The sequence below is a fragment of the Variovorax sp. GW821-FHT09B01 genome, assembly GCF_059418345.1.
Genome location: NZ_JBWKPQ010000014.1, coordinates 102,422 through 120,621, shown reverse-complemented (window position 1 = coordinate 120,621; position 18,200 = coordinate 102,422). Strand labels below are relative to the sequence as shown.

At 66.2% G+C, this 18,200-nt stretch carries 18 protein-coding genes; 4 read left to right on the top strand and 14 right to left on the bottom strand.

The window, feature by feature from the left end; translation table 11 throughout:
• The first annotated feature begins 191 nt into the window (after positions 1-191).
• The gene (locus tag AC07RV_RS30245) at positions 192-1,793 is read left to right on the top strand and encodes a phospholipase D-like domain-containing protein (protein WP_296783121.1); all 1,602 of its coding nucleotides are present in this window, start codon (positions 192-194) and stop codon (positions 1,791-1,793) included.
• A 28-nt stretch (positions 1,794-1,821) separates the two neighbouring features.
• Here the strand turns inward: AC07RV_RS30245 and AC07RV_RS30240 are convergent, their stop codons facing one another.
• The 7 genes from AC07RV_RS30240 to AC07RV_RS30210 all read right to left on the bottom strand — a co-directional run bounded on the left by AC07RV_RS30240 (position 1,822) and on the right by AC07RV_RS30210 (position 9,313).
• The gene (locus tag AC07RV_RS30240) at positions 1,822-2,829 is read right to left on the bottom strand and encodes a fimbrial protein (protein WP_296783126.1); all 1,008 of its coding nucleotides are present in this window, start codon (positions 2,827-2,829) and stop codon (positions 1,822-1,824) included.
• The gene (locus tag AC07RV_RS30235) at positions 2,826-5,387 is read right to left on the bottom strand and encodes a fimbria/pilus outer membrane usher protein (RefSeq protein ID WP_444813656.1); all 2,562 of its coding nucleotides are present in this window, start codon (positions 5,385-5,387) and stop codon (positions 2,826-2,828) included. Before AC07RV_RS30235 ends, AC07RV_RS30240 begins: the two co-directional genes overlap by 4 nt.
• A gap of 10 nt (positions 5,388-5,397) precedes the next feature.
• Entirely contained in the window at positions 5,398-6,225 is an 828-nt protein-coding gene (locus tag AC07RV_RS30230; protein WP_296783132.1) for a fimbrial biogenesis chaperone, read from the bottom strand.
• Between the two features lie 123 nt (positions 6,226-6,348).
• Positions 6,349-6,882 (bottom strand): fimbrial protein, encoded by a 534-nt coding sequence (locus AC07RV_RS30225; protein ID WP_296783135.1) that lies wholly within the window; start codon positions 6,880-6,882, stop codon positions 6,349-6,351.
• A 119-nt stretch (positions 6,883-7,001) separates the two neighbouring features.
• A complete protein-coding gene (locus AC07RV_RS30220) occupies positions 7,002-7,775 on the bottom strand; it encodes a response regulator transcription factor (RefSeq protein ID WP_296783139.1) in 774 nt (257 codons plus the stop codon).
• 150 nt (positions 7,776-7,925) lie between these two features.
• Complete coding sequence (locus AC07RV_RS30215; protein WP_093352100.1) at positions 7,926-8,690, bottom strand: winged helix-turn-helix transcriptional regulator; 765 nt, start codon at positions 8,688-8,690, stop codon at positions 7,926-7,928.
• Complete coding sequence (locus AC07RV_RS30210) at positions 8,687-9,313, bottom strand: TetR/AcrR family transcriptional regulator (protein ID WP_296783143.1); 627 nt, start codon at positions 9,311-9,313, stop codon at positions 8,687-8,689. Before AC07RV_RS30210 ends, AC07RV_RS30215 begins: the two co-directional genes overlap by 4 nt.
• A 383-nt stretch (positions 9,314-9,696) precedes the next feature.
• On the opposite strand from AC07RV_RS30210, the gene AC07RV_RS30205 reads away from it, so the two are divergent.
• Entirely contained in the window at positions 9,697-10,332 is a 636-nt protein-coding gene (locus AC07RV_RS30205) for a TetR/AcrR family transcriptional regulator (RefSeq protein ID WP_296783146.1), read from the top strand.
• Between the two features lie 148 nt (positions 10,333-10,480).
• Entirely contained in the window at positions 10,481-11,650 is a 1,170-nt protein-coding gene (locus AC07RV_RS30200) for a calcium:cation antiporter (protein WP_296783150.1), read from the top strand.
• Positions 11,651-11,664: 14 nt separating this feature from the next.
• Here AC07RV_RS30200 and AC07RV_RS30195 read toward each other — a convergent pair whose 3' ends face one another.
• Genes AC07RV_RS30195 through AC07RV_RS30185 form a run of 3 tightly spaced genes read right to left on the bottom strand, consistent with a single transcriptional unit; the run spans position 11,665 to position 14,041 of the window.
• A complete protein-coding gene (locus tag AC07RV_RS30195; protein WP_296783151.1) occupies positions 11,665-12,675 on the bottom strand; it encodes a polysaccharide deacetylase family protein in 1,011 nt (336 codons plus the stop codon).
• Positions 12,672-13,058: a 5-carboxymethyl-2-hydroxymuconate Delta-isomerase gene (locus AC07RV_RS30190; RefSeq protein WP_296783153.1), complete on the bottom strand. Its 387-nt coding sequence runs from the start codon at positions 13,056-13,058 to the stop codon at positions 12,672-12,674. Before AC07RV_RS30190 ends, AC07RV_RS30195 begins: the two co-directional genes overlap by 4 nt.
• Before the next feature lie 11 nt (positions 13,059-13,069).
• Positions 13,070-14,041, bottom strand: coding sequence for a Bug family tripartite tricarboxylate transporter substrate binding protein (locus AC07RV_RS30185; protein WP_296783156.1), 972 nt, complete (start codon positions 14,039-14,041; stop codon positions 13,070-13,072).
• A 105-nt stretch (positions 14,042-14,146) separates the two neighbouring features.
• On the opposite strand from AC07RV_RS30185, the gene AC07RV_RS30180 reads away from it, so the two are divergent.
• The gene (locus AC07RV_RS30180; protein ID WP_296783158.1) at positions 14,147-15,109 is read left to right on the top strand and encodes a LysR family transcriptional regulator; all 963 of its coding nucleotides are present in this window, start codon (positions 14,147-14,149) and stop codon (positions 15,107-15,109) included.
• Positions 15,110-15,270: 161 nt separating this feature from the next.
• Here the strand turns inward: AC07RV_RS30180 and arsH are convergent, their stop codons facing one another.
• Genes arsH through AC07RV_RS30160 form a run of 4 tightly spaced genes read right to left on the bottom strand, consistent with a single transcriptional unit; the run spans position 15,271 to position 18,081 of the window.
• Positions 15,271-16,005, bottom strand: coding sequence for an arsenical resistance protein ArsH (gene arsH, locus AC07RV_RS30175; protein WP_296783161.1), 735 nt, complete (start codon positions 16,003-16,005; stop codon positions 15,271-15,273).
• The gene (gene arsC, locus AC07RV_RS30170; protein WP_296783163.1) at positions 15,974-16,405 is read right to left on the bottom strand and encodes an arsenate reductase (glutaredoxin); all 432 of its coding nucleotides are present in this window, start codon (positions 16,403-16,405) and stop codon (positions 15,974-15,976) included. Before arsC ends, arsH begins: the two co-directional genes overlap by 32 nt.
• A 33-nt stretch (positions 16,406-16,438) precedes the next feature.
• Positions 16,439-17,725, bottom strand: a complete 1,287-nt coding sequence (locus AC07RV_RS30165; protein ID WP_296783165.1) for an arsenic transporter — start codon at positions 17,723-17,725, stop codon at positions 16,439-16,441.
• 29 nt (positions 17,726-17,754) lie between these two features.
• The gene (locus AC07RV_RS30160) at positions 17,755-18,081 is read right to left on the bottom strand and encodes an ArsR/SmtB family transcription factor (RefSeq protein ID WP_093352126.1); all 327 of its coding nucleotides are present in this window, start codon (positions 18,079-18,081) and stop codon (positions 17,755-17,757) included.
• Positions 18,082-18,200: the final 119 nt, after the last annotated feature.

Sequence of the window (18,200 nt, the reverse complement as noted above, 5' to 3'; positions counted from 1 at the left end):
ATTAAGAACCATTCTCATTCTAAAACGGAATAATTCACATTTCCGCCAAATCCGGGTGGGTCCAAGGGGTGCCGCTTTATCTTGTGACTCGTGGTTTCGGCGCAACACAGCTAGCATCGGCGCGCGCCAGGCGCGGGATAGTCCCGTCAAGCTTCGTCCGCCGCCCCTGCAACATTCGCGCGTCCGCCGTCATGCACACCACCCTCGCCTCCCGGTTCCTCGCCCTGCGCGGCGCCGCGGCATGGCTGCTCGCGCTGGCGACCGCCTTCGTGCTTGCGGGCTGTGCCGGCCTGCCGCCGCGGGCCGCCGACACGCCGGTGCTCGCCATCCCGGCCTCCAATGCCACCCTGCTCGGCCGCGCCGCGGCCCATCTCGATGCGCCGCGCGATGGACTCTCGAGCGTGCGGCCGCTGATCGAGGCCTCGTTCGCGCTCGATGCGCGGCTCGAACTGATCCGCCGCGCGCAGAGCTCGCTCGACGTGCAGACCTACCAGCTCGGCAACGACAAGACCGGCCGCCTGCTGCTGCGCGAACTGCGCGATGCCGCGCGCCGCGGCGTGCGCGTGCGGCTCCTGCTCGACGACTTCTATACCTCCGGCATGGACCCGCTGCTGCTCGGCCTGGCGGCCGAGTCGAACGCCTCGGTGCGGCTGTTCAACCCCTTCGTGAATGCGCGCGACCACTCGGCCACGCGCTGGATGGAGTTCCTCGGCGACTTCCGGCGGCTCAACCACCGCATGCACAACAAGCTGTTCGTGGCCGATGGCGCCATCGCCATCGCGGGCGGGCGCAACCTCGCCGACGAATACTTCCTGCGCAGCGAAGTCGCCAACTTCATCGACTTCGAACTGCTGATGGCCGGCCCGGTGGTGGCCGAATCGGCCGCGGTCTTCGACACCTACTGGAACAGCGACGTCGTCTATCCGATCGAGACCGTGGCCATCAACCACCGCACGTCCGCCGTGTTGAAGGCCGATTTCGAAACCGCCACCTCGTTGCGCTTCGCGCCCTGGCCCGATCCGCCGGGCGACGGCGATGTGCTCGGCGATCCGCCGCTGGGCCTGCAACTGCTGAACATCCCTACCCTGCAATGGATGCGCGCCGATGCGCACGCCAGCGCCGACAGCCCGAACAAGGCGCTGGGCGTGATGCGTCACCCCACCGAATCGGTGGCGCAGCGCTTCCACGAACTGGCCGCCACCGCGCGCTCGAGCGTGCTCGTGATCTCGCCCTACTTCATCCCGGGCGACGAAGGCATGGCACGCATCCGCGAAGGCCGCCGGCGCGGCGTGCAGGTCAGCGTGATCACCAACTCGCTGGCCGACAGCGACGAGCCGCTGGTCAACATCAACTACAACCGCTACCGCGTCGACATGCTCAAGCTCGGCGTGGAGCTCTACGAAGTCAGCACCCAGCAGCTCAAGCGCAGCGGCCAGTTCCGCGACCTGCTGAAGAAGGCGCGCGGCCGGCTGCATGCCAAGCTCGCGCTGATCGACCGCGAATGGGTGATGCTGGGCTCCATGAACCTCGACCCGCGCTCGGCCCTGCTCAACACCGAGTTCGGCGTGCGCGTGCGCAGCTTCGACCTGACCCAGGCCCTGCTCTATGCCTATCAGCTCGACGACATCGAGGGCGTCTACCGCGTCGTGCTCAAGCCCGATGGCGAGAACGTGCAGTGGATCGGCACGGGGGACGTCAACAACGAGGTGCTCGACAGCGAGCCCGATTCGAGCATGCTGACGCGGCTGCAGCTGCTGCTGTTCTCGTGGTTCGTGCCGACGGATCAGCTGTGAAGTTGCCGCGCGAGCCGGCCGCCCCTGCTTACTTGTAGGCCAGCGTCAACGTGACCATGCCGTCGGCCTGACCGGGGACGATGTCCTTGGCCGTCTGGTAGTAGCGCGCCTTGAACGGCATATCGATCGTGCCAGCCGCGGAATTGCCGATCGCGACAGGCTCGCCGAATTTCACCGGCGTGTTGGTCTTGCCGTCGAGTATCTGTATACCCACGCCGACGGCGACCTTGTCGGCATCGGAAGAGAGCTGGAGCACGCCAGGCTTTTCCGACGGATCCGCCGTCCCTTCGAGGATCAGAGACACGGTATTGCCCTGCTGATGCTCCGACACATCGCAAGCCACGCCGATATTGAAAGTTTTTTCCGCCGCCGTGCTGCCCACGCCCGAGAAGCGATTCATTCGCACATCCCCCAGCGAGACCGTCTGGTTCTGCGTCGCCGTGGTGATCTGGCAGGTGGGCGCGAGGATCCTCACGGTGCCGATGTTCGCGGTGAACCACTGCTGCGTAGAGTCCCCCCTTGTATGAAAACGAGCATATTCGCCGGCAGCAATTAACCCGTTTCCGACGACTGGCGCCGTCTTGACCAAATCGATGATCACTCCTGTCCATCCGATATAAACGGATGACGTAGTGGTCGGCCAATTTCCGGTGTAGGTGTCATTGAGATCGATATTGCTTCCCGCTATCTTCACTCTGTAGCCGATGCCGTCGATATTGGTCGAGTACGTCGGGGGAGACAGTCCAGGCACCAGTGCGCCCCGAAGCGGTGAAAGCACGGCACGAACGCCCGCGGCCGTTTTATTGCACTGACCAATCCAGAATGGATAGCTTGAAAACTTGATGACATTGCTGCTCAAAATGGTCTCACCGACCTTTGCCGTCCGCAATGCGGTGGTCGTTCCTGACACATTGAACGTGCGTGCGCCTTTGTTCATGTTGGTGCTGTATTCGCAGTTCGCGAACGCACTGCCCGACGCGATGCTCAACCCCGCCAGAACACCGAACCCGAGAAAGCAACGATAAAGCGCGCTCATCGGCAGATCTCCTTCATTTCGTGGATGGGCGCCGCAACGTCCTGAGCAGGTACGCGATAGCTGACCTGACATTGCGCGCCGGCACGGTCGCCCCAGATGACTTTCAAGGTGCCCGTCTCACCCGCGCCGGTCACGTAGGCCTGGCCCTCGGGCCCGACCACGCCCACTTCCTGCCCCGCCTCGTTGTCGATGCGCGCGCCGAAGGGGAGCGGCCGGCCTTGCGGATTGGTCAGCGTCAACATCAGCCGATAGCCGACCGAGGTCTCGTACGGCGCCAGCACCACGGCGCCTCGCGTGGGCACGACCTCGCGCGCGGCATGCTTGACTTCGACCTTGTCGTCCAGGTCCTGCGTCAGCAATGCAAGGCGGTTGTTTCTATAGGGCGTGAGGTTGGGCACGACGGCATGGCCCGAGCCGTCGGTGCTCACGCCGGACTGCGACTCGATGCCCACGCCCGAGGCCTTGGGAACGCGCACGAGCGCGATGGTTTCGCCCAGGGGCTGCGACAAGGTCACGCCTTCGCCATGCGCCACCAGGCCGCCCGCCACGCTGATATTGGTCTGGCCATAGCCCTGGCCCTGGCTGTGGCTCAGGTTCACCTGGCCGCTGCGTCCCTTGTAGTTCAGGTTCGCGCTGCCATTCGATCCGTCCTCGTTGGAGCGGTCCACCGTCAGGCCGTAGGTCAGGCGGAAGTCGTCCCATGCGCTGCCGGAAACCCCCGCCTGATGGGTGACACGGCCCTGGTTGTTGCGCGAGACGGCGTAGCTCGCATTGACGTTCGATCCGAGCGGAATCGACAGCGTCAGCATGACCTGGCGATTGGCCGGTCCCCGGAGGTTGGAGACCTGGCTGTAGAAGATGTTGTATCCCACCCGCCCGTAGCTGCCGGAATAGCCGACCTGCACGAGCTTGTCCTTGCGGTCGCTGCCCCAGTAGCTCTGCTGCCGGGCCGACGCGTAGAACGAGCCCCACTCTCCCAAGGGCTGCGCCAGGTCCAGCCGCACCTCGCTGCGCCGATTGAAGAAGGGCAACTGGTTCTCCGCTGCATAGCGCATCTCGACCGATTCGGAAAAGGTCCGGAAGCCGCTCGTCGAATAACGGTAGCCGGCCATGCGAAACGTGGTGCCCGTGTCATCGATCGTCTTGGAATACAGGGCCCGCAGCGACTGGCCGCTGAGGGTCTGGTCGCCCTGCCCCTCGGTACGCGCATGCGTGAGGTCCAGTGACACCGCGCCGAAGCCATACATGTTCTTGCCCGTGCCGACCATCCCGGCCTGATAGCCGCGCGACAGCGTGGCGCCGCCATAGACGGAGAAATCCTTCGGCAAGCCTCGCGCCAGCGTGCCCTGGACGAAATAGGGGCGCTCGGCGTTGCCTCTGTAGCGCTCGTCACCGCTGCGGAACTGGCCCGCGGTGGCGCTGTAGCGCCACGTGCCTTCGCGCAGCAGCGTGGGCACGGCGGCGAAGGCCTGGATGTAGCGCGTCTCGCGACCATCGGCCTCGGTGATCGTCACCTCCAGGTCACCCCCCGATGAAGTCGGGTACAGGTCGTCCAGCGCGAACGGGCCGGGCGCGACATAGGTGTTGTAGATGATGTAGCCGTTCTGCTTCACCGTGACGCGGGCATTGGTCTGCGCCACGCCCCGGATGGTGGGCGCATAGCCTTGCAGGCTGTCCGGCAGCATGGCGGTGTCCGAGGCCACCTGCACGCCTCGGAACTGGAAGCCGTCGAACAGCTCGGCCGATGTGAAGCCATCGCCGATCAGCAGCTGGCCGCCGATCGAAGGAAGATCGCGCTGCGCGTACGTCTGGACGGCCTGCCAGCGCCCTTTGGCATCGAAGCCGCGGTCGTAGTTGGAGCGGTGGCGAAAACGCCAATCGCCGAGGTTGAACCCTCCCAGCACCGAGGCGTAGAACGTGTTGCGCTCGACCTTCTCGCCGCCGAAGGCGCCGGTCGAGGTCGGCCCTCGATAGGAGAGGCTGTTCGATCCATGGTTGCGCGACACGCTGAGCTGATAGTCCAGCATGGCGGCACTGATGCCATGGTCCCATTTCGACGGCTCGACCGCGCCCCGAGCCGAGCGCTTCAGGGCCGCCTGGGGAATGCTCAGCAGCAGCCGCTGCTGGCCCGCGTCGTAGGTGGCCGTGGCCTCCGGCACCGCGGCGTTCAGGTCGACGCAGCTTTCGGGCGGCAGCGTCGACAGGCTGGAGAAGACCTCCACGTTCACGCCCGAGCTGCGCAGCAGGTCCACCGTGAGGCAGGGCACGGCATCGCGCTTGCCTTCCACCGCATCGAAGCGGACCTCCACCTTGCTCAGCGGGGCGCCATTGCGGATGATTTCGACCATGTAGACGCCGGGCATCACCTGGTTGCCGAACGAGAACATCGAAAGATCGGCGTTCGCCTGATCGCCGTTGATGGTCAGGAATTTCTCGTTGAAGATGCTTTCCTTCGGCTTCTGCGCATGGCCGGCGTGTGTCACGAGCGCGAGCGCAATGGCCGAAAGCGCGTGCTTTCGAACATTTCGAGGGTGGACGGAGGCACTCACGACATTCATCTCCGTGACGTCATGGCCGCTTGTCGGTTGCCGCGGCTTGAGGCTGGAGTTCCACGGGCTCGTTCGCCGCGGGAACGCGGACGCTTTCCTGAGGGGTCTGGCCTCCGAAGTCGTTGATCGTGGTGAACTTCACGGAAACAGCCTGCGGTTCCGTGATGCTGTTCAGCGGATAGATGCGCTCCTCCATCGGCGGCAACATGTCGGGAATGATCTCCTGCTGATTTCCATTGATATGGAGATAGGTGAAGGTGACGTGATAGGGCGTCGGGTTGACGATCTTCAATGCGGCGCCCTTGCCGTCCTGCCCCGCCACGATGGCCCACTTCAACCGGTTCCGGGCGGCCGCCGGATCGCTATCCCGCAGGGCCGTGGGCCGATAGAACAGCTTGATGCGCGTGCGCACCGCGATCTGCAGCACGTTGTCTTCCTGCGCCTTCTCGGGAATCTCCTTCACGTTGAGCCAGAACGCCGATTCGCGGTCGGCGGGAAGATCCTTGGATGTGCGCAGTACGCGCAGAATGTTTTCCACGCCGGGGTCCAGCCGCGAAAGAGGCGGCGTGACCAGGAAAGGTGTCTTGTTCTTGCCTTCGCCGGCATCGATCCAGGCTTGCACGACATACGGCGAACCGCTTTCGTTCTTCATCGAGATCGATGCTTCGCGGTCTTTCTCGTGGAGGATGACGCGGGTACCACCGAGCATGACGGCGGCATCGGCCGGCGCGATATGCGCACCCAGCAAGCCGACCACCATCAATGTGACACCTGCCGAGCGCAGCGCGTTTTTGAAAAGCATGGAATTCCCCGATGCGCGGCCCAGGCGGAGCGTGACGCGCCTCATGTGCGCGGCGAGCCGGTCCGGCGCCAAGAAGAAGAAAGAAGAAGAGGGAAAAATGGCCCGTGAAGGAGCGGGCCGTATCCGGTTGGAACATCCCATCCGGCTGCCGCCGAACGGGTTCCGGATTTACTTGTAGGCGATCGTGAAGTTCGCGACGGCGTTGGCCGAACCGCTCTTGACGGTGTCCTTCTTGGTCGTCACGTAGCCAGCCTTGAACTGCAGCGAGAAGTCGCCCTTGCCCAGGCTGTAGTTGGCGGACGCCGCGTTGTTCGCGATCTGGCTGCCGGCGGAGTCGAGCACTTCGATGCCGACGCCGACCGCCGGGTCGGTTTCGCCCAGGCCGACGGCCAGATACGCGGAGTTGTCGGCATGGGGCGGTCCGCTGAACGTCACCGTGGCGCCGGTGGCCGTTTCGCCGCAGTTCATCAGCTTGATCACGAAGGGCACCGGCGTGGACTTGGTGCCGTCCGCGGTGGCCATGTAGGCGGTGGAAATGGTGCCCAGTTCCACGTTCTGGTTCTTGCTCTCGCCAGCGATGGAGCAAGGCGCCTCGATGATCTTGCCTTTGAAGTTGACAGTGCCATCGATCGCGAAAGCGCTCTGGGCGGCGACACCCAACGCGGCGACAGCGACGATCTTTGCGACCGTGAATTGATTCATTTGTATTTCCTAGGGAATTAGATTGATAGATTAAGAGACCAGTGCCGAGATGGCGGAGCGAAGTCTATTCAGGAAAAACACGTCAAAAATTGAACTTTGACAATTGTTCAATATTGCAACTAAGGTATGACTGGCAATTCGGACTGCGATCGATCGCCACTCGATGTCACGACACGCACCAGTCGGAATCCCTGCGCATAGACGCTTGCCAATTGCGCCCCGTTCTCAGGCTGCAATTTCAGCTTGACGCGCAATCGGTAGATATGCGTGTCGAGCGTTTTGGAATCGATACCGAGTTCCCGGCCCCAGATGGCCTTTTCGAGCATGGTTCGCGTGACGAGCTTGCCGACATTGCGGAACAGATACAGCGCCAGATCGAACTCCCGACGCGACAACTTGACCGGCTGGCCGTACAGGCAGAGATGACGGGCGGGAAGGTCGATGGCATAGACACCCACGCGCAATACATCGCTGGGGAGCTCGAGGTGCGGATAGGCGCGCCGGGCCAGCGCCTGGATGCGCGCCGCGAACACGGAGCGATGCGCGGGCCTCGGCAGGACATCGTCGACACCGGCCGCATACAGGGTGGCGATGACGTCTTCACGGAGTTCCGTGCTCAGAAGCAGAACGGGAGGCAAGACACCGACCCGCGCACGGATACGCTCGATCAACAGGCAGGCCTTCTCGGCGGAGAAACGGTGCAGGTCGAGGACGAACAGGCCGGCATTTCCCGTGTCGTCCTTCTCGACGGAATGAACGTCGAGCGCCATGGTGCGAATCGAATAGCCGAGGTCCACGAGCAAGCTGGCGAGCGCCTCGGCCTGTGCCGTATCGTCGCCCAGCAGCGCAATCTGCAATGGCTGCTCAGCGCAGCGCTCTTCTTCGGAGTCCATCTCGATGCGGTGCCTCGAAACACTCCATTCGTCGCTCTGGGGCATTTCGGCTTTGCGCGACAACGCGCGCGCATGACCGCCATGAAAGCCACGAGAGATGGAACCCTGCCAAAACATACTGTCTCCTGCGTCTGCAAAACACCAATACCGTCACCCTGACCGCGCTTCCGAGGGGGGATTCAGGGCCACCAGGCGGTAGCCGACCCCATAGATCGTCAACAGCCTCACCCCCTTCTCCGGCCCCAGCGAAAGCTTTCTTCGCACGCGGGTCACGTGCACGTCGAGCACCCGCGAACCGGGACTGGCGGGCCGGTCGAAGAGCTGCGCTTCGATCTCCGCGCGGCCGATGACCTTGCCGAGGTTCTGGAACAGGATCAGCGCCACCTCGAACTCGCGTGGCTGCAGGCGGACTTCCACGCCATCGACCAGCACCACGCGCGCCTGCCGCTTGAAATGGAAGCTGCCCCAGATCAGGTCTTCCTCGACCGGCGGCGCGTTGGTGCCGTTCCTGCGCGAGTGCAGCAGCCGCAGGCGCATGGCCAGCTCGGCACCGTCCACCGGCGCCGTGGCGAACTCGATCCGTTCGCCGTTGATCGATTCGTCGTCGAAGGTGGACGCGAGCTCCAGGGCATCGCGCGAGACGACCACGAGGATCGGCAGCTTCACCATGCTGCGCAGGTTGACCCAGCGCCGCGGGCTCCACGCCTTGTCGGCACAGGCGATCAGCGCGTCGTAGCGGCGGCCCGAGGACAGCGAATCCCACAGGTTCTGCACCGAATCGAAGGCCGCCGAGGCGAACCCTTGCGAATCGAGCGCATCGCGCAACGCACCTCGGTTGCGGTCGTCGCCGAAGACCAGCGCCAGCGAGGAGATGGATCCCGGGTTCGAGAGCCCGGCGTTCGTGGTCGGGCTCATGCGTACGCTCCAGGCGCCGGCGCCGCCGATTCGGAGCTCGGGACCAGCTCGGCCACGAAGCGCCGGACGCTTTCGCGGACCACATCGAGGTCCATGTCAGGCTCGCGCGACGCGCGCAGCACCACGCCTTCGACGAAGCATTGCAACGCAAACACCCGGCCGCGAATCTCCGCCTCGGGCAAGGAGCGGTTGGTCTGGCGCAAGCGGGCCTGCAACAAGGCGACGAGCGCCTGGCGTTCATGCATCACGGCCTGCGCGTTGGCGCCGGCCACGCGCGCCCGGCGTGCGCCCTCCGCGACCGCTTCCAGCATGAATGCCGCGTTCGCCGCGCCGGTGGCGCGCCAGCAGCGCATCCGGTCGCAAACGAAGGCCGCCACGGCCTCGGGGGTGAGCTCCGTCAGGCTGCCGAGCCCCAGCCCCTGCAGACGGTCGAGCAAGGCCAGCACGATGTCGTCCTTGGTCTCGAAGTGGCGACGAATCTCGTCAGGACTCGTTTCGGCCGCATCGCAGATGCAGACCATCGATACGGCCCGGATGCCGCGCTGCGCGAAGCACGTGGCCGCCACCGAAAGAATGCGGTTGCGCGATGAACTTTCATCGCGCGCACCGCCCGCTTGCTTCATCCCTGTTTCCTGTACCACTTGAATCCTTTCGACGCATGCTGAACAGACAGAATCTGTTGCATTGAAGAGAGTGAATATTCATTTTTTCTTAGGTTAACCTACTGGCTCTTTCTGGAGGGCCCAGTCCGCCTGATTCCTAGGGGAAAGCAACAACATTCACGCGAAAACCGGAACTAGTTCTCGATACTTTGCTTCTGCGTCATCAAATTGTCGGCAACGTCCCTCTTCGTGAAAGATGGCTCGGTCCGGTGCCGGGAATGGCGCCGATTCCCCTTGCCAGCGACCGGCACCCCTCACAACATGAATGAATGTTTATACTTTCAAGACTTTCATGAACGTCGACGCCACCCCCTCATGCAACACCACCCTCAAGGAATTCCCGAGTGAATAGCACGACCAAGCGCTCGTCCCCCAAGAGCGAACTGCGGGCGGAGTCGCAGCGACAGAGGATCCTGAAGGCCGCCAGGGAGTGCTTCATCGAGGACGGGCTGCATGCGGGCACCATCGCCCGCATCAGCGAAGCGGCGCAGATGAGCCCGGGGCTGATCTATCGCTACTTCGCGAGCAAGGAAGAGATCGTTCTCGCGCTCATGCACCAGCAGATCAGCACCGGCAACGGGGTGAACCTGGTGGGCCTGCCGCCGAAGGTCGTGACCACGCGCATCTGCGAATACCTGCGCCGCTGGCTGGCGGGCGATCCCGACGTGCCGAGCGCCACGCTGATCCTCGAGATGAGCGCCGAGAGCACGCGCAACGAAGCGATCGCGCAGCAGATCACCAAGGTGGACGGAGAAGCCAGGACATCGCTGGCGGCCTGGCTGAGCGATCTCCTCGGCAAGTCCGGCGCGGCCTTGGGCGAGCAGGAGATCGGGATCCGCGTCCTCACGCTCGAATGCTTCGTCGAGGGCCTGTTGATTCGCGCGGTGCGCGAGCCGAAGCTCGACATGGAACGCGTCGAGAAGAGCCTGGACGGCCTCATGGCCACCCTGGTGCAGCCTGCGCTCGGCAACGCAACTTGATGGCGTTGGGCCGCGGACGGTGCGCCTTTCACCCGGTGTTGCCTGTGATAGAGTGCCTCCAGCGCGCCTGCCGCGCTCGCCTTTGGGGACGACTCCAAGACGCGATCACCGTTCGGGGACGACCCTGCGCTTCTGCTGAAGTTCAACCATGGTCACTCCTCGCAAACTGCCGCCTCCGGGCGCTGCCCTCCAACCTTCCGTTCCGCCGTCGACCTGGCTGCTGCTGATCGCCGCCTGGGCCGTCGTCGGCGCATTCACCGTCTTCGGCGCCGGCTGGCTCGGCCCCTCGATGACACCGGTCACGGCGGGCATCGCGTTCGCGGCGCTGTTCGTCACGATCCTGGCCGCGTCCTTCGGCGTGGTGAAGGAGGCCGACCATCTCGCGCATGCGCTGGGCGAGCCCTACGGCACCCTGATCCTCACGCTGTCGATCGTGCTGATCGAGGTGGTGCTGATCGCCTCCGTGCTGCTGGGGCCGGGCGACTTCCCCACCATCGGCCGCGACTCGATCTTCGCCGTCATGATGATCATCATGAACCTCGTGATGGGCTTGTGCCTGATCGCGGGCTACGGCCGCAACGGCCATCAGGGCTACAACGCGCAGGGCACCGCGTCGTACCTGTCGATGGTGGTGCTGCTGGCCAGCATCGCGCTGGTGCTGCCGAAGTACCTGAGCGGCGCGGGCGAGTTCACGACCTTCCAGGCCATCGGCATCACGGCGGTCACGGCCGTGGTCTACGCGGCCTTCCTCGGCCTGCAGATGCGAAGCCATCGCAAGCTCTACATGGAGCCCGCACCGGGCCTCGATGCCGACCTGGCCCGCCATGCCGTCGGCCTGCTGCCCCAGCCCGCGCGGACGGACACGAAGTTCCTCGTGCTGCGCTCGGCCCTGCTGATCGCGCTGATCCTGCCGATCGTGCTGCTCGCCCACCATCTCGCGGTGGTCACCGACTACGGCATCGCGGCGGCGGGCGCGCCCACCGCCCTGGGCGGCGTCCTGATCGCCATCATCGTGTTCACGCCCGAGTCCATCACGGCCGTGAAGGCCGCGATGAACAACGAGATGCAGCGCGCCATCAACCTGTGCCTCGGTGCCTTCGTCTCCACCGTGGGACTGACGGTGCCGGCCGTGCTCGTGATCGGCCTCGTGACCGGCAAGCAGGTGATCATGGGCATCTCGAACATGGAGACGGTGCTCTACATCGCCACCGTGGCGCTGGGCATGCTGAGCTTCAACGGCCAGAAGACCTCGGCGGTCCAGGGCTGGATGCACCTGGCGCTGTTCGCGATCTTCGGGCTGCTCCTCTTCAGTCCCTGAGCCGAGGCTCCCGCTCAATAGGTGCGGCTCGGCACGCCCGACATCGACAGCGCCCACTGCGCGATCCGGTCCTTGCGCTCGAAGGCCACGCCCGGGTGCTTGTTCGCATAGGCCAGGAACTCGCCCAGCGCCTTCACGCGCGCGGGCGTGCCGCCGATGCGGTCGTGGGTGGAGATCGACATCATCCGCCGGCGGCCGGTCGCCTCGGCATAGAGCTGGTCGAACTCGTCCTTGAGCTCCTGGCCGAAGGCCGCGGCCGTGAGCGGACCCTCCGCGCCGAAGCGGGCGATGTCGTTCATGCGCAGCGTGTAGGGCACGACCGCGAAGGGCTTGCCGTTGACCTGCGTCGTCATCGGCTCGTCGGCCGAGAGGTCGTCGATGTGGTACGTGAAGCCCAGTTCCTGCAGGATGCCGAGCGTGCGTGGCGTGCCGCGCAGCCAGAACGCGTTGTAGCCCGCGGGACGGGTGCCGGTGGCCTTGACCAGCGCATCGATGTTGGCCTGGTAGGAGGCGCGCTCCTGTTCGGGCGAGATGTCCCAGTGCGGGGTCCAGGTCTGGCCATGCGCGGCGGCTTCGTGGCCGCGCTGCACGATCTCGCGCGCGAGCTGCGGGTTGCGCTCCACGGCCTGGCCGGTCATGTGCGAAGTCACCTTCACGCCATGCCGGTCCCACAGGTCGAGCAGCCGCGGGATGCCTTCGCGCACGCCGTATTCGAACCAGGTGCGCGCCGGCAGGTCCGGGTACTTCGCATCCATCGGCGGAAACGGCGAGCCGTTGTCGTGCTCGCTCTGCGCGCCCGACTCGAACTGCATCGACACCGAGATCACGAGCCGCGCGCCGTTCGGCCAGTGGCGGCCGGTGCCGGCCGTGGCGGTGGCCTGCGGCCGCGCCTGGGCCCGCGCTTCACCGGCCGCGAGGCCGGACAGCGCGGCAGCCGCCACCGTGCCCGCACCGCCGCGCAGGATGTTGCGGCGCTCGAGGCTGCCGATGGAGAGGTTGGCGTTCATCTGGAGGATCCCTTTCATGGATGGTGGGGGTTCGACGGCGGGTTCCACTGCTGCTTCCAGTAGTTCGCCTTGGGGTGTTCGCGCAGGAACACGCAGCACTGCACCCATTGGTCGGGCGACAGCGCCTCGACCGCGCGGGACAGCACCGTGAACGCGGTGTCGGCCATCCGCTGGCTCACCTCGCTCGCGCGCGGATTCGTGAGCACCAGCGTGGCGATCAGTTGCTGCGCGCCGGGCTCGTCGCCGCAGAGTTCGGCCACGATGGGTTGCACGCGCGACTTCAGATCGCCGAGCGCGGCGGATCCGCTGTCCGCGAGCGCGCGGTGCAGCGTCCGCAGGGTCTGCGGCCAATCGATGGCCGCGAGCAGAGGAGGCGATGCCTCGACAACGATGTGGGGCATGGCGCGCGACCTCAATCCAGCTTGATGCCGGCCTCGCGGATCAGTTGCTGCCAGCGGATGCGCTCGCCGGCCATCATCCGCGCGAAGGCCTGCGGCGAGCTGTCGACGGCGATCGATCCCAGTTCCGCGAGCTTGTCGCGCGTGTTCTTCTGCGCCAGCGCGCGGCGCATGTGATCGACCAACCAGGCCTGGCGTTCGCTCGGCGTGGCCGCGGGCGCGACGAAGCCGTACCAGCCGCCGATCTGCGCATCGACGCCGCTCTCCTTGAGCGTCGGGACCTCGGGCAGCGCGGGGATGCGCGCGGGGCTGGTCACGGCAAGCGCCTTGAGCCGGCCCGATACGATGTGCTGCAGCACCGCCGGCGTGGCCTCGAACAGCAGTTGCACGGTGCCGCCCATCAGATCGTTGAGCGCCGGCGCCGAGCCGCGGTACGGCACGTGCAGGATCGACACCTGCGCCTCGCGCTTGAAGAGTTCGGCCGCCAGGTGCTGCGGCGTTCCGTTGCCCGCCGAGGCGTAGGAGTAGCGGCCCGGCGCCTTGCGCAGCACCTCGAGCGCCGCGCGCAGGTTCGGCGCGGGGAACGAGGGATGCGCCACCATCACCAGCGGCACCGACGCGGCCCAGGCCAGCGGCGCGAAGTCCTTGGCCGGGTCGTAGTTGAGCCTGGGATAGAGCGCGGCATTCGCCGCCATCGGGCCGAGCGCCGCGAGCAGCAGCGTGTGGCCGTCGGCCTCGCCGCGCGCCACGGCTTCGGTGCCGATGTTGCCGCCCGCGCCGCCGCGGTTGTCCACGAGCACCGTGGCGCCGCTCTCCGTCTGCAGCGCATGCGCCATCAGGCGCGAGATCGCGTCGGTGGTGGCGCCGGCCGGGTACGGGCAGACGATGCGGATCGGCTTGCTGGGAAAGGCCTGTGCGTGCGATGCGCCGGCAAGGCCGGGGATCGCAAGGGCCGCGCCGGCCTGGAGGAAATTTCGTCGCTGCATGAATCGGTGCTTCCTGATGTCTCGTCTTGGGAAGCAGTTTCAGAGCATGCGCCGGCCACGGCAAATCGCATTTTTCGGCACACCCCATCGGATAATCCGATCGCCATGACCGCACGCCCCAGCAGCCGCGCCCAGCGCGCACGCGATCCCCTCGAGCTCGTTTCGCTGCGGCAGCTGCGCTACTTCAGCGCCGCGATGCGCGCGCCCAGCTTCAACGAGGCGGCGCGCGAATGCTCGATCTCGCAGCCCGCGTTGTCGGAACAGATCGCGCTGCTCGAGCAGGTGCTGGGCGTGCCGCTGTTCGACCGCACCGGCGGCCGCGCGGTCCCCACGCTGTCGGGGCATGAACTCGAACGCCGCATCGCGGGCAGCCTGCTCGAACTGCAGTCGGCCTTGCGCGAGGTGCCCGAGCGGGCCGACACCATCTCGGGCCTGGTGCGCGTGGGACTTGTGCAGTCCTACGGCGCCTGCTGGGTGGTGCCGGTGATGCGCGCGGCACAGGCGCGCTGGCCCGCGCTGTCCGTCGCGCTGCGGCGGCGCACCGCGCACGCGCTCGAGGAAGGCGTGCTGCGCGGCGACTTCGAGTTCGCGGTGAGCTTCGATCCGCATCCCCATGCCGACCTCGAGATCGCGCAGTGCTTCGTCGAGCGGGCCGTCGCCGTCGGCGCCCTGCCGCGGCGCGCGCGGCGGCTCACGCTGGCGCAGCTCGCGCCCTGCAGGCTCGCGCTGCTGCCGAGCGAATACATGATGCGCCGCGAGCTCGACGCGGCCTTTGCCTCGCAGGGCCTCAAGCCGCAGGTCCGGCTCGAATCGGATGCGCTCGAAGACCTGGTGGCCGCCGCACGCGAGAGCGGCATGGTCGCGATCCTCAACGCCGCGGCCGCATCGAGCCTGGCGGTGCACGACGCGGTGCCGATCGACTGCGTCGAACTGCAGCGCAAGGCCTGCCTCGTACGTTCGCGCACGCGCCATCACACGAACGCGTCGCGCCATCTCTGGGATGCGCTGGTCGCGGGCGCGCCGGCCCTGCCGTCGGGCTGGACCGCGCCCGGCAAGGCACGGCGTTAGGAGTCTGCGCGGCAGAAGGCATCGAAGCGAAACGCGCGAAAAACGAGGACAGCGTGGTGATACCGACAAGCCCATAGCTGGGCTATGGGCGCAGGCGGGATCGCCGCGATGGACCGTTTTCTCGCGCGTTGCAGCCGATGCGGCTTCTGCCGCGCAGACTCCTAGATGCTTCGCAGGTTCACGCGCCGCGACAGGGCCTCGGCACTCTCGCGCCGCTCGCTGTAGCGGTCGACCAGATGGCCGGCGCAGTCGCGCGTCAGCAGCGTGAACTTGACCAGCTCCTCCATGACGTCGACCACGCGTTCGTAGTACGGCGAGGGCTTCATGCGCCCGGCTTCGTCGAACTCGAGGTAGGCCTTGGCGACCGAGGACTGGTTCGGGATGGTGATCATGCGCATCCAGCGTCCGAGCACGCGCAGCTGGTTCACCGCATTGAAGGACTGCGAGCCGCCCGACACCTCCATCACGGCCAGCGTCTTGCCCTGGGTCGGCCGCACGGAACCGACCGACAGCGGTATCCAGTCGAGCTGCGCCTTCATGATGCCGGTCATCGCGCCATGGCGCTCCGGCGAACACCAGACCATGCCTTCGGACCACTGCGCGAGCGCACGCAGCTCCTGCACCTTCGGATGCTCCTCGGGTTCGCTGTCGGGCAGCGGCAGGCCGCGCGGATCGAAGACGCGGGTCTGCGCGCCCAGCGCGCGCAGCAGCCGCTCGGCCTCTTCGGTCAGCAGGCGGCTGTACGAACGCTCGCGGACCGAGCCATAGAGCAGCAGGATGCGCGGCGCATGCGTCGAGCGCTCGGCGGGCCACAGGTGCCGTGGCTCCGGCAGCCGGAAGGCCTCCGCATCCAGGTTCGGCAGGTCAGGGCTTGGCGACACGCTGGCCTTTCGCATCGATGACGGGCTCGCCGTCTTCCTTCGAGAACGCGCCGCGCTGGGCGTGCGGCAGCAGGTCGAGCACGGCCTCCGATGGCCGGCACAGGCGCGTGCCCAACGGCGTGACGACGATCGGGCGGTTGATGAGGATCGGGTGCGCGAGCATGAAGCCGATCAGTTCCGCATCGGTCCACTTCGCGTCGGCCAGCCCGAGCTCGTCGTGGGGCGTGCCCTTCTGGCGCAGCAGGTCGCGCACGCCGATGCCCATGTCGGCGACCAGTTGCTCGAGCGTTGCGCGATTTGGCGGATGCTTGAGGTACTCGATGACGGTCGGCTCCTCACCGCTGTTGCGGATCAGCGCGAGCACGTTGCGCGAGGTGCCGCAGTCGGGGTTGTGATAGATCGTGATGTCGCTCATGGAAGGGAGGGATGTCGCTGGTGAGAAAGCAGATCAGCCGAAGCTCAGGCGCAGTGCGAGCGCGGCGAGGGTCAGGGCGAGCACGGGCACCGTCATGACGACGCCCACCTTGAAGTAGTAGCCCCAGCCGATGGTGGTGCCCTTCTTCGCGAGCACGTGCAGCCACAGCAAGGTGGCGAGGCTGCCGATCGGCGTGATCTTCGGGCCCAGATCGCAGCCGATGACGTTGGCGTAGACCATTGCCTCCTTCACCACGCCGGTGGCGCCCGAGGCATCGATGGAGAGCGCGCCGACCAGCACCGTCGGCATGTTGTTCATGACGGAAGACAGCGCGGCCGCCAGGAAGCCCGTGCCCAGCGCCGCGCCCCAGATGCCGCCTTGCGCGAACACGTCGAGCAGCGTCGAGATCTGGTCGGTCAGGCCGGCATTGCGCAGGCCGTAGACCACCAGGTACATGCCCAGCGAGAACACGACGATCTGCCAGGGCGCGCCGCGCAGCACCTTGCGCGTGGCGATGACCTCGCCGCGGGCCGCCACGGCCAACAGCAGCAGCGCGCCAACGGCCGCCACGGCGCTGACCGGCACGCCCAATGGCTCGAGGCCGAAGAAGCCGACGAGCAGCAGCACCAGCACGACCCAGCCCGCGCGAAAGGTGGCCGGGTCGCGGATGGCATCGGCCGGGCGCTTCAAGCGGCTGGCGTCGTAGCGCGCGGGGATGTCGCGGCGAAAGTAGAGCAGCAAGGCCAGCAGGCTAGCGACCACCGCGGCAAGGTTGACCGGCACCATCACCGCCGCATAGGCGTTGAAGCCGATCCCGAAGAAGTCGGCCGAGACGATGTTGACGAGGTTCGACACGATCAGCGGCAGGCTCGCGGTGTCGGCGATGAAGCCGGCTGCCATCACGAAGGCCAGGGTGGTGGCCGGCGTGAAGCCCAGCGCCACCAGCATGGCCATCACGATCGGCGTGAGGATCAGCGCGGCGCCGTCGTTGGCGAACAGCGCCGAGACGGCCGCGCCGAGCAGCACGATGAAGGCGAACAGCCGGCCGCCGCTGCCGCCGCCCCAGCGCGCGACGTGCAGCGCGGCCCATTCGAAGAAGCCGGCCTCGTCGAGCAGCAGGCTGATGACGATCACGGCGACGAAGGTCCCGGTGGCATTCCAGACGATCTGCCAGACCCGCACGACGTCGGGCAGATGCACCACGCCGAGGGCCAGGGCCACCAGCGCGCCCAGCGCGGCGCTCCATCCGATGCCGAGGCCGCGCGGCTGCCAGATGACGAGCACCAGGGTCGCGAGAAAGATGAGAACGGCGGTGAGCATGGGGCGAGGAAACGATGCGGCGCCGACCGTCAGCAGTCGCAGGACGCGCCTTGCGCATCGACTTCGCAGGGCTGCCCCTGGCAGCAGTTCTCGCTCAGATAGGCCAGCAGCCCGTTCATCTGGTCGAACGAGGCGCGGTAGATCAGGTGGCGCCCTTGCCGCTCCTGCGACACCAGGCCCGCGCGGCCCAGCTCCTTGAGATGGAACGACAGGCCCGTGGCCGGAACGCCCAGCGTTTCGGTCAGCGCGCCGGGCGTCATGCCCTGCGGGCCGGCCACGACCAGCGCGCGAAACACACGCAGGCGCACGCTCTGTGCGAGGGCCATGAGGGCGCGGATGACGGCTTCTTCTTCCATATTTCAATCATCGTTGAAATATTGAATCGTGGCAACCGACTTCCCGCGCAACCCGCCCCGGCGCTTGAAACCCCGGCGATTGCCCTTATGATTAGCACTCGCTGTGGTTGAGTGCTAAC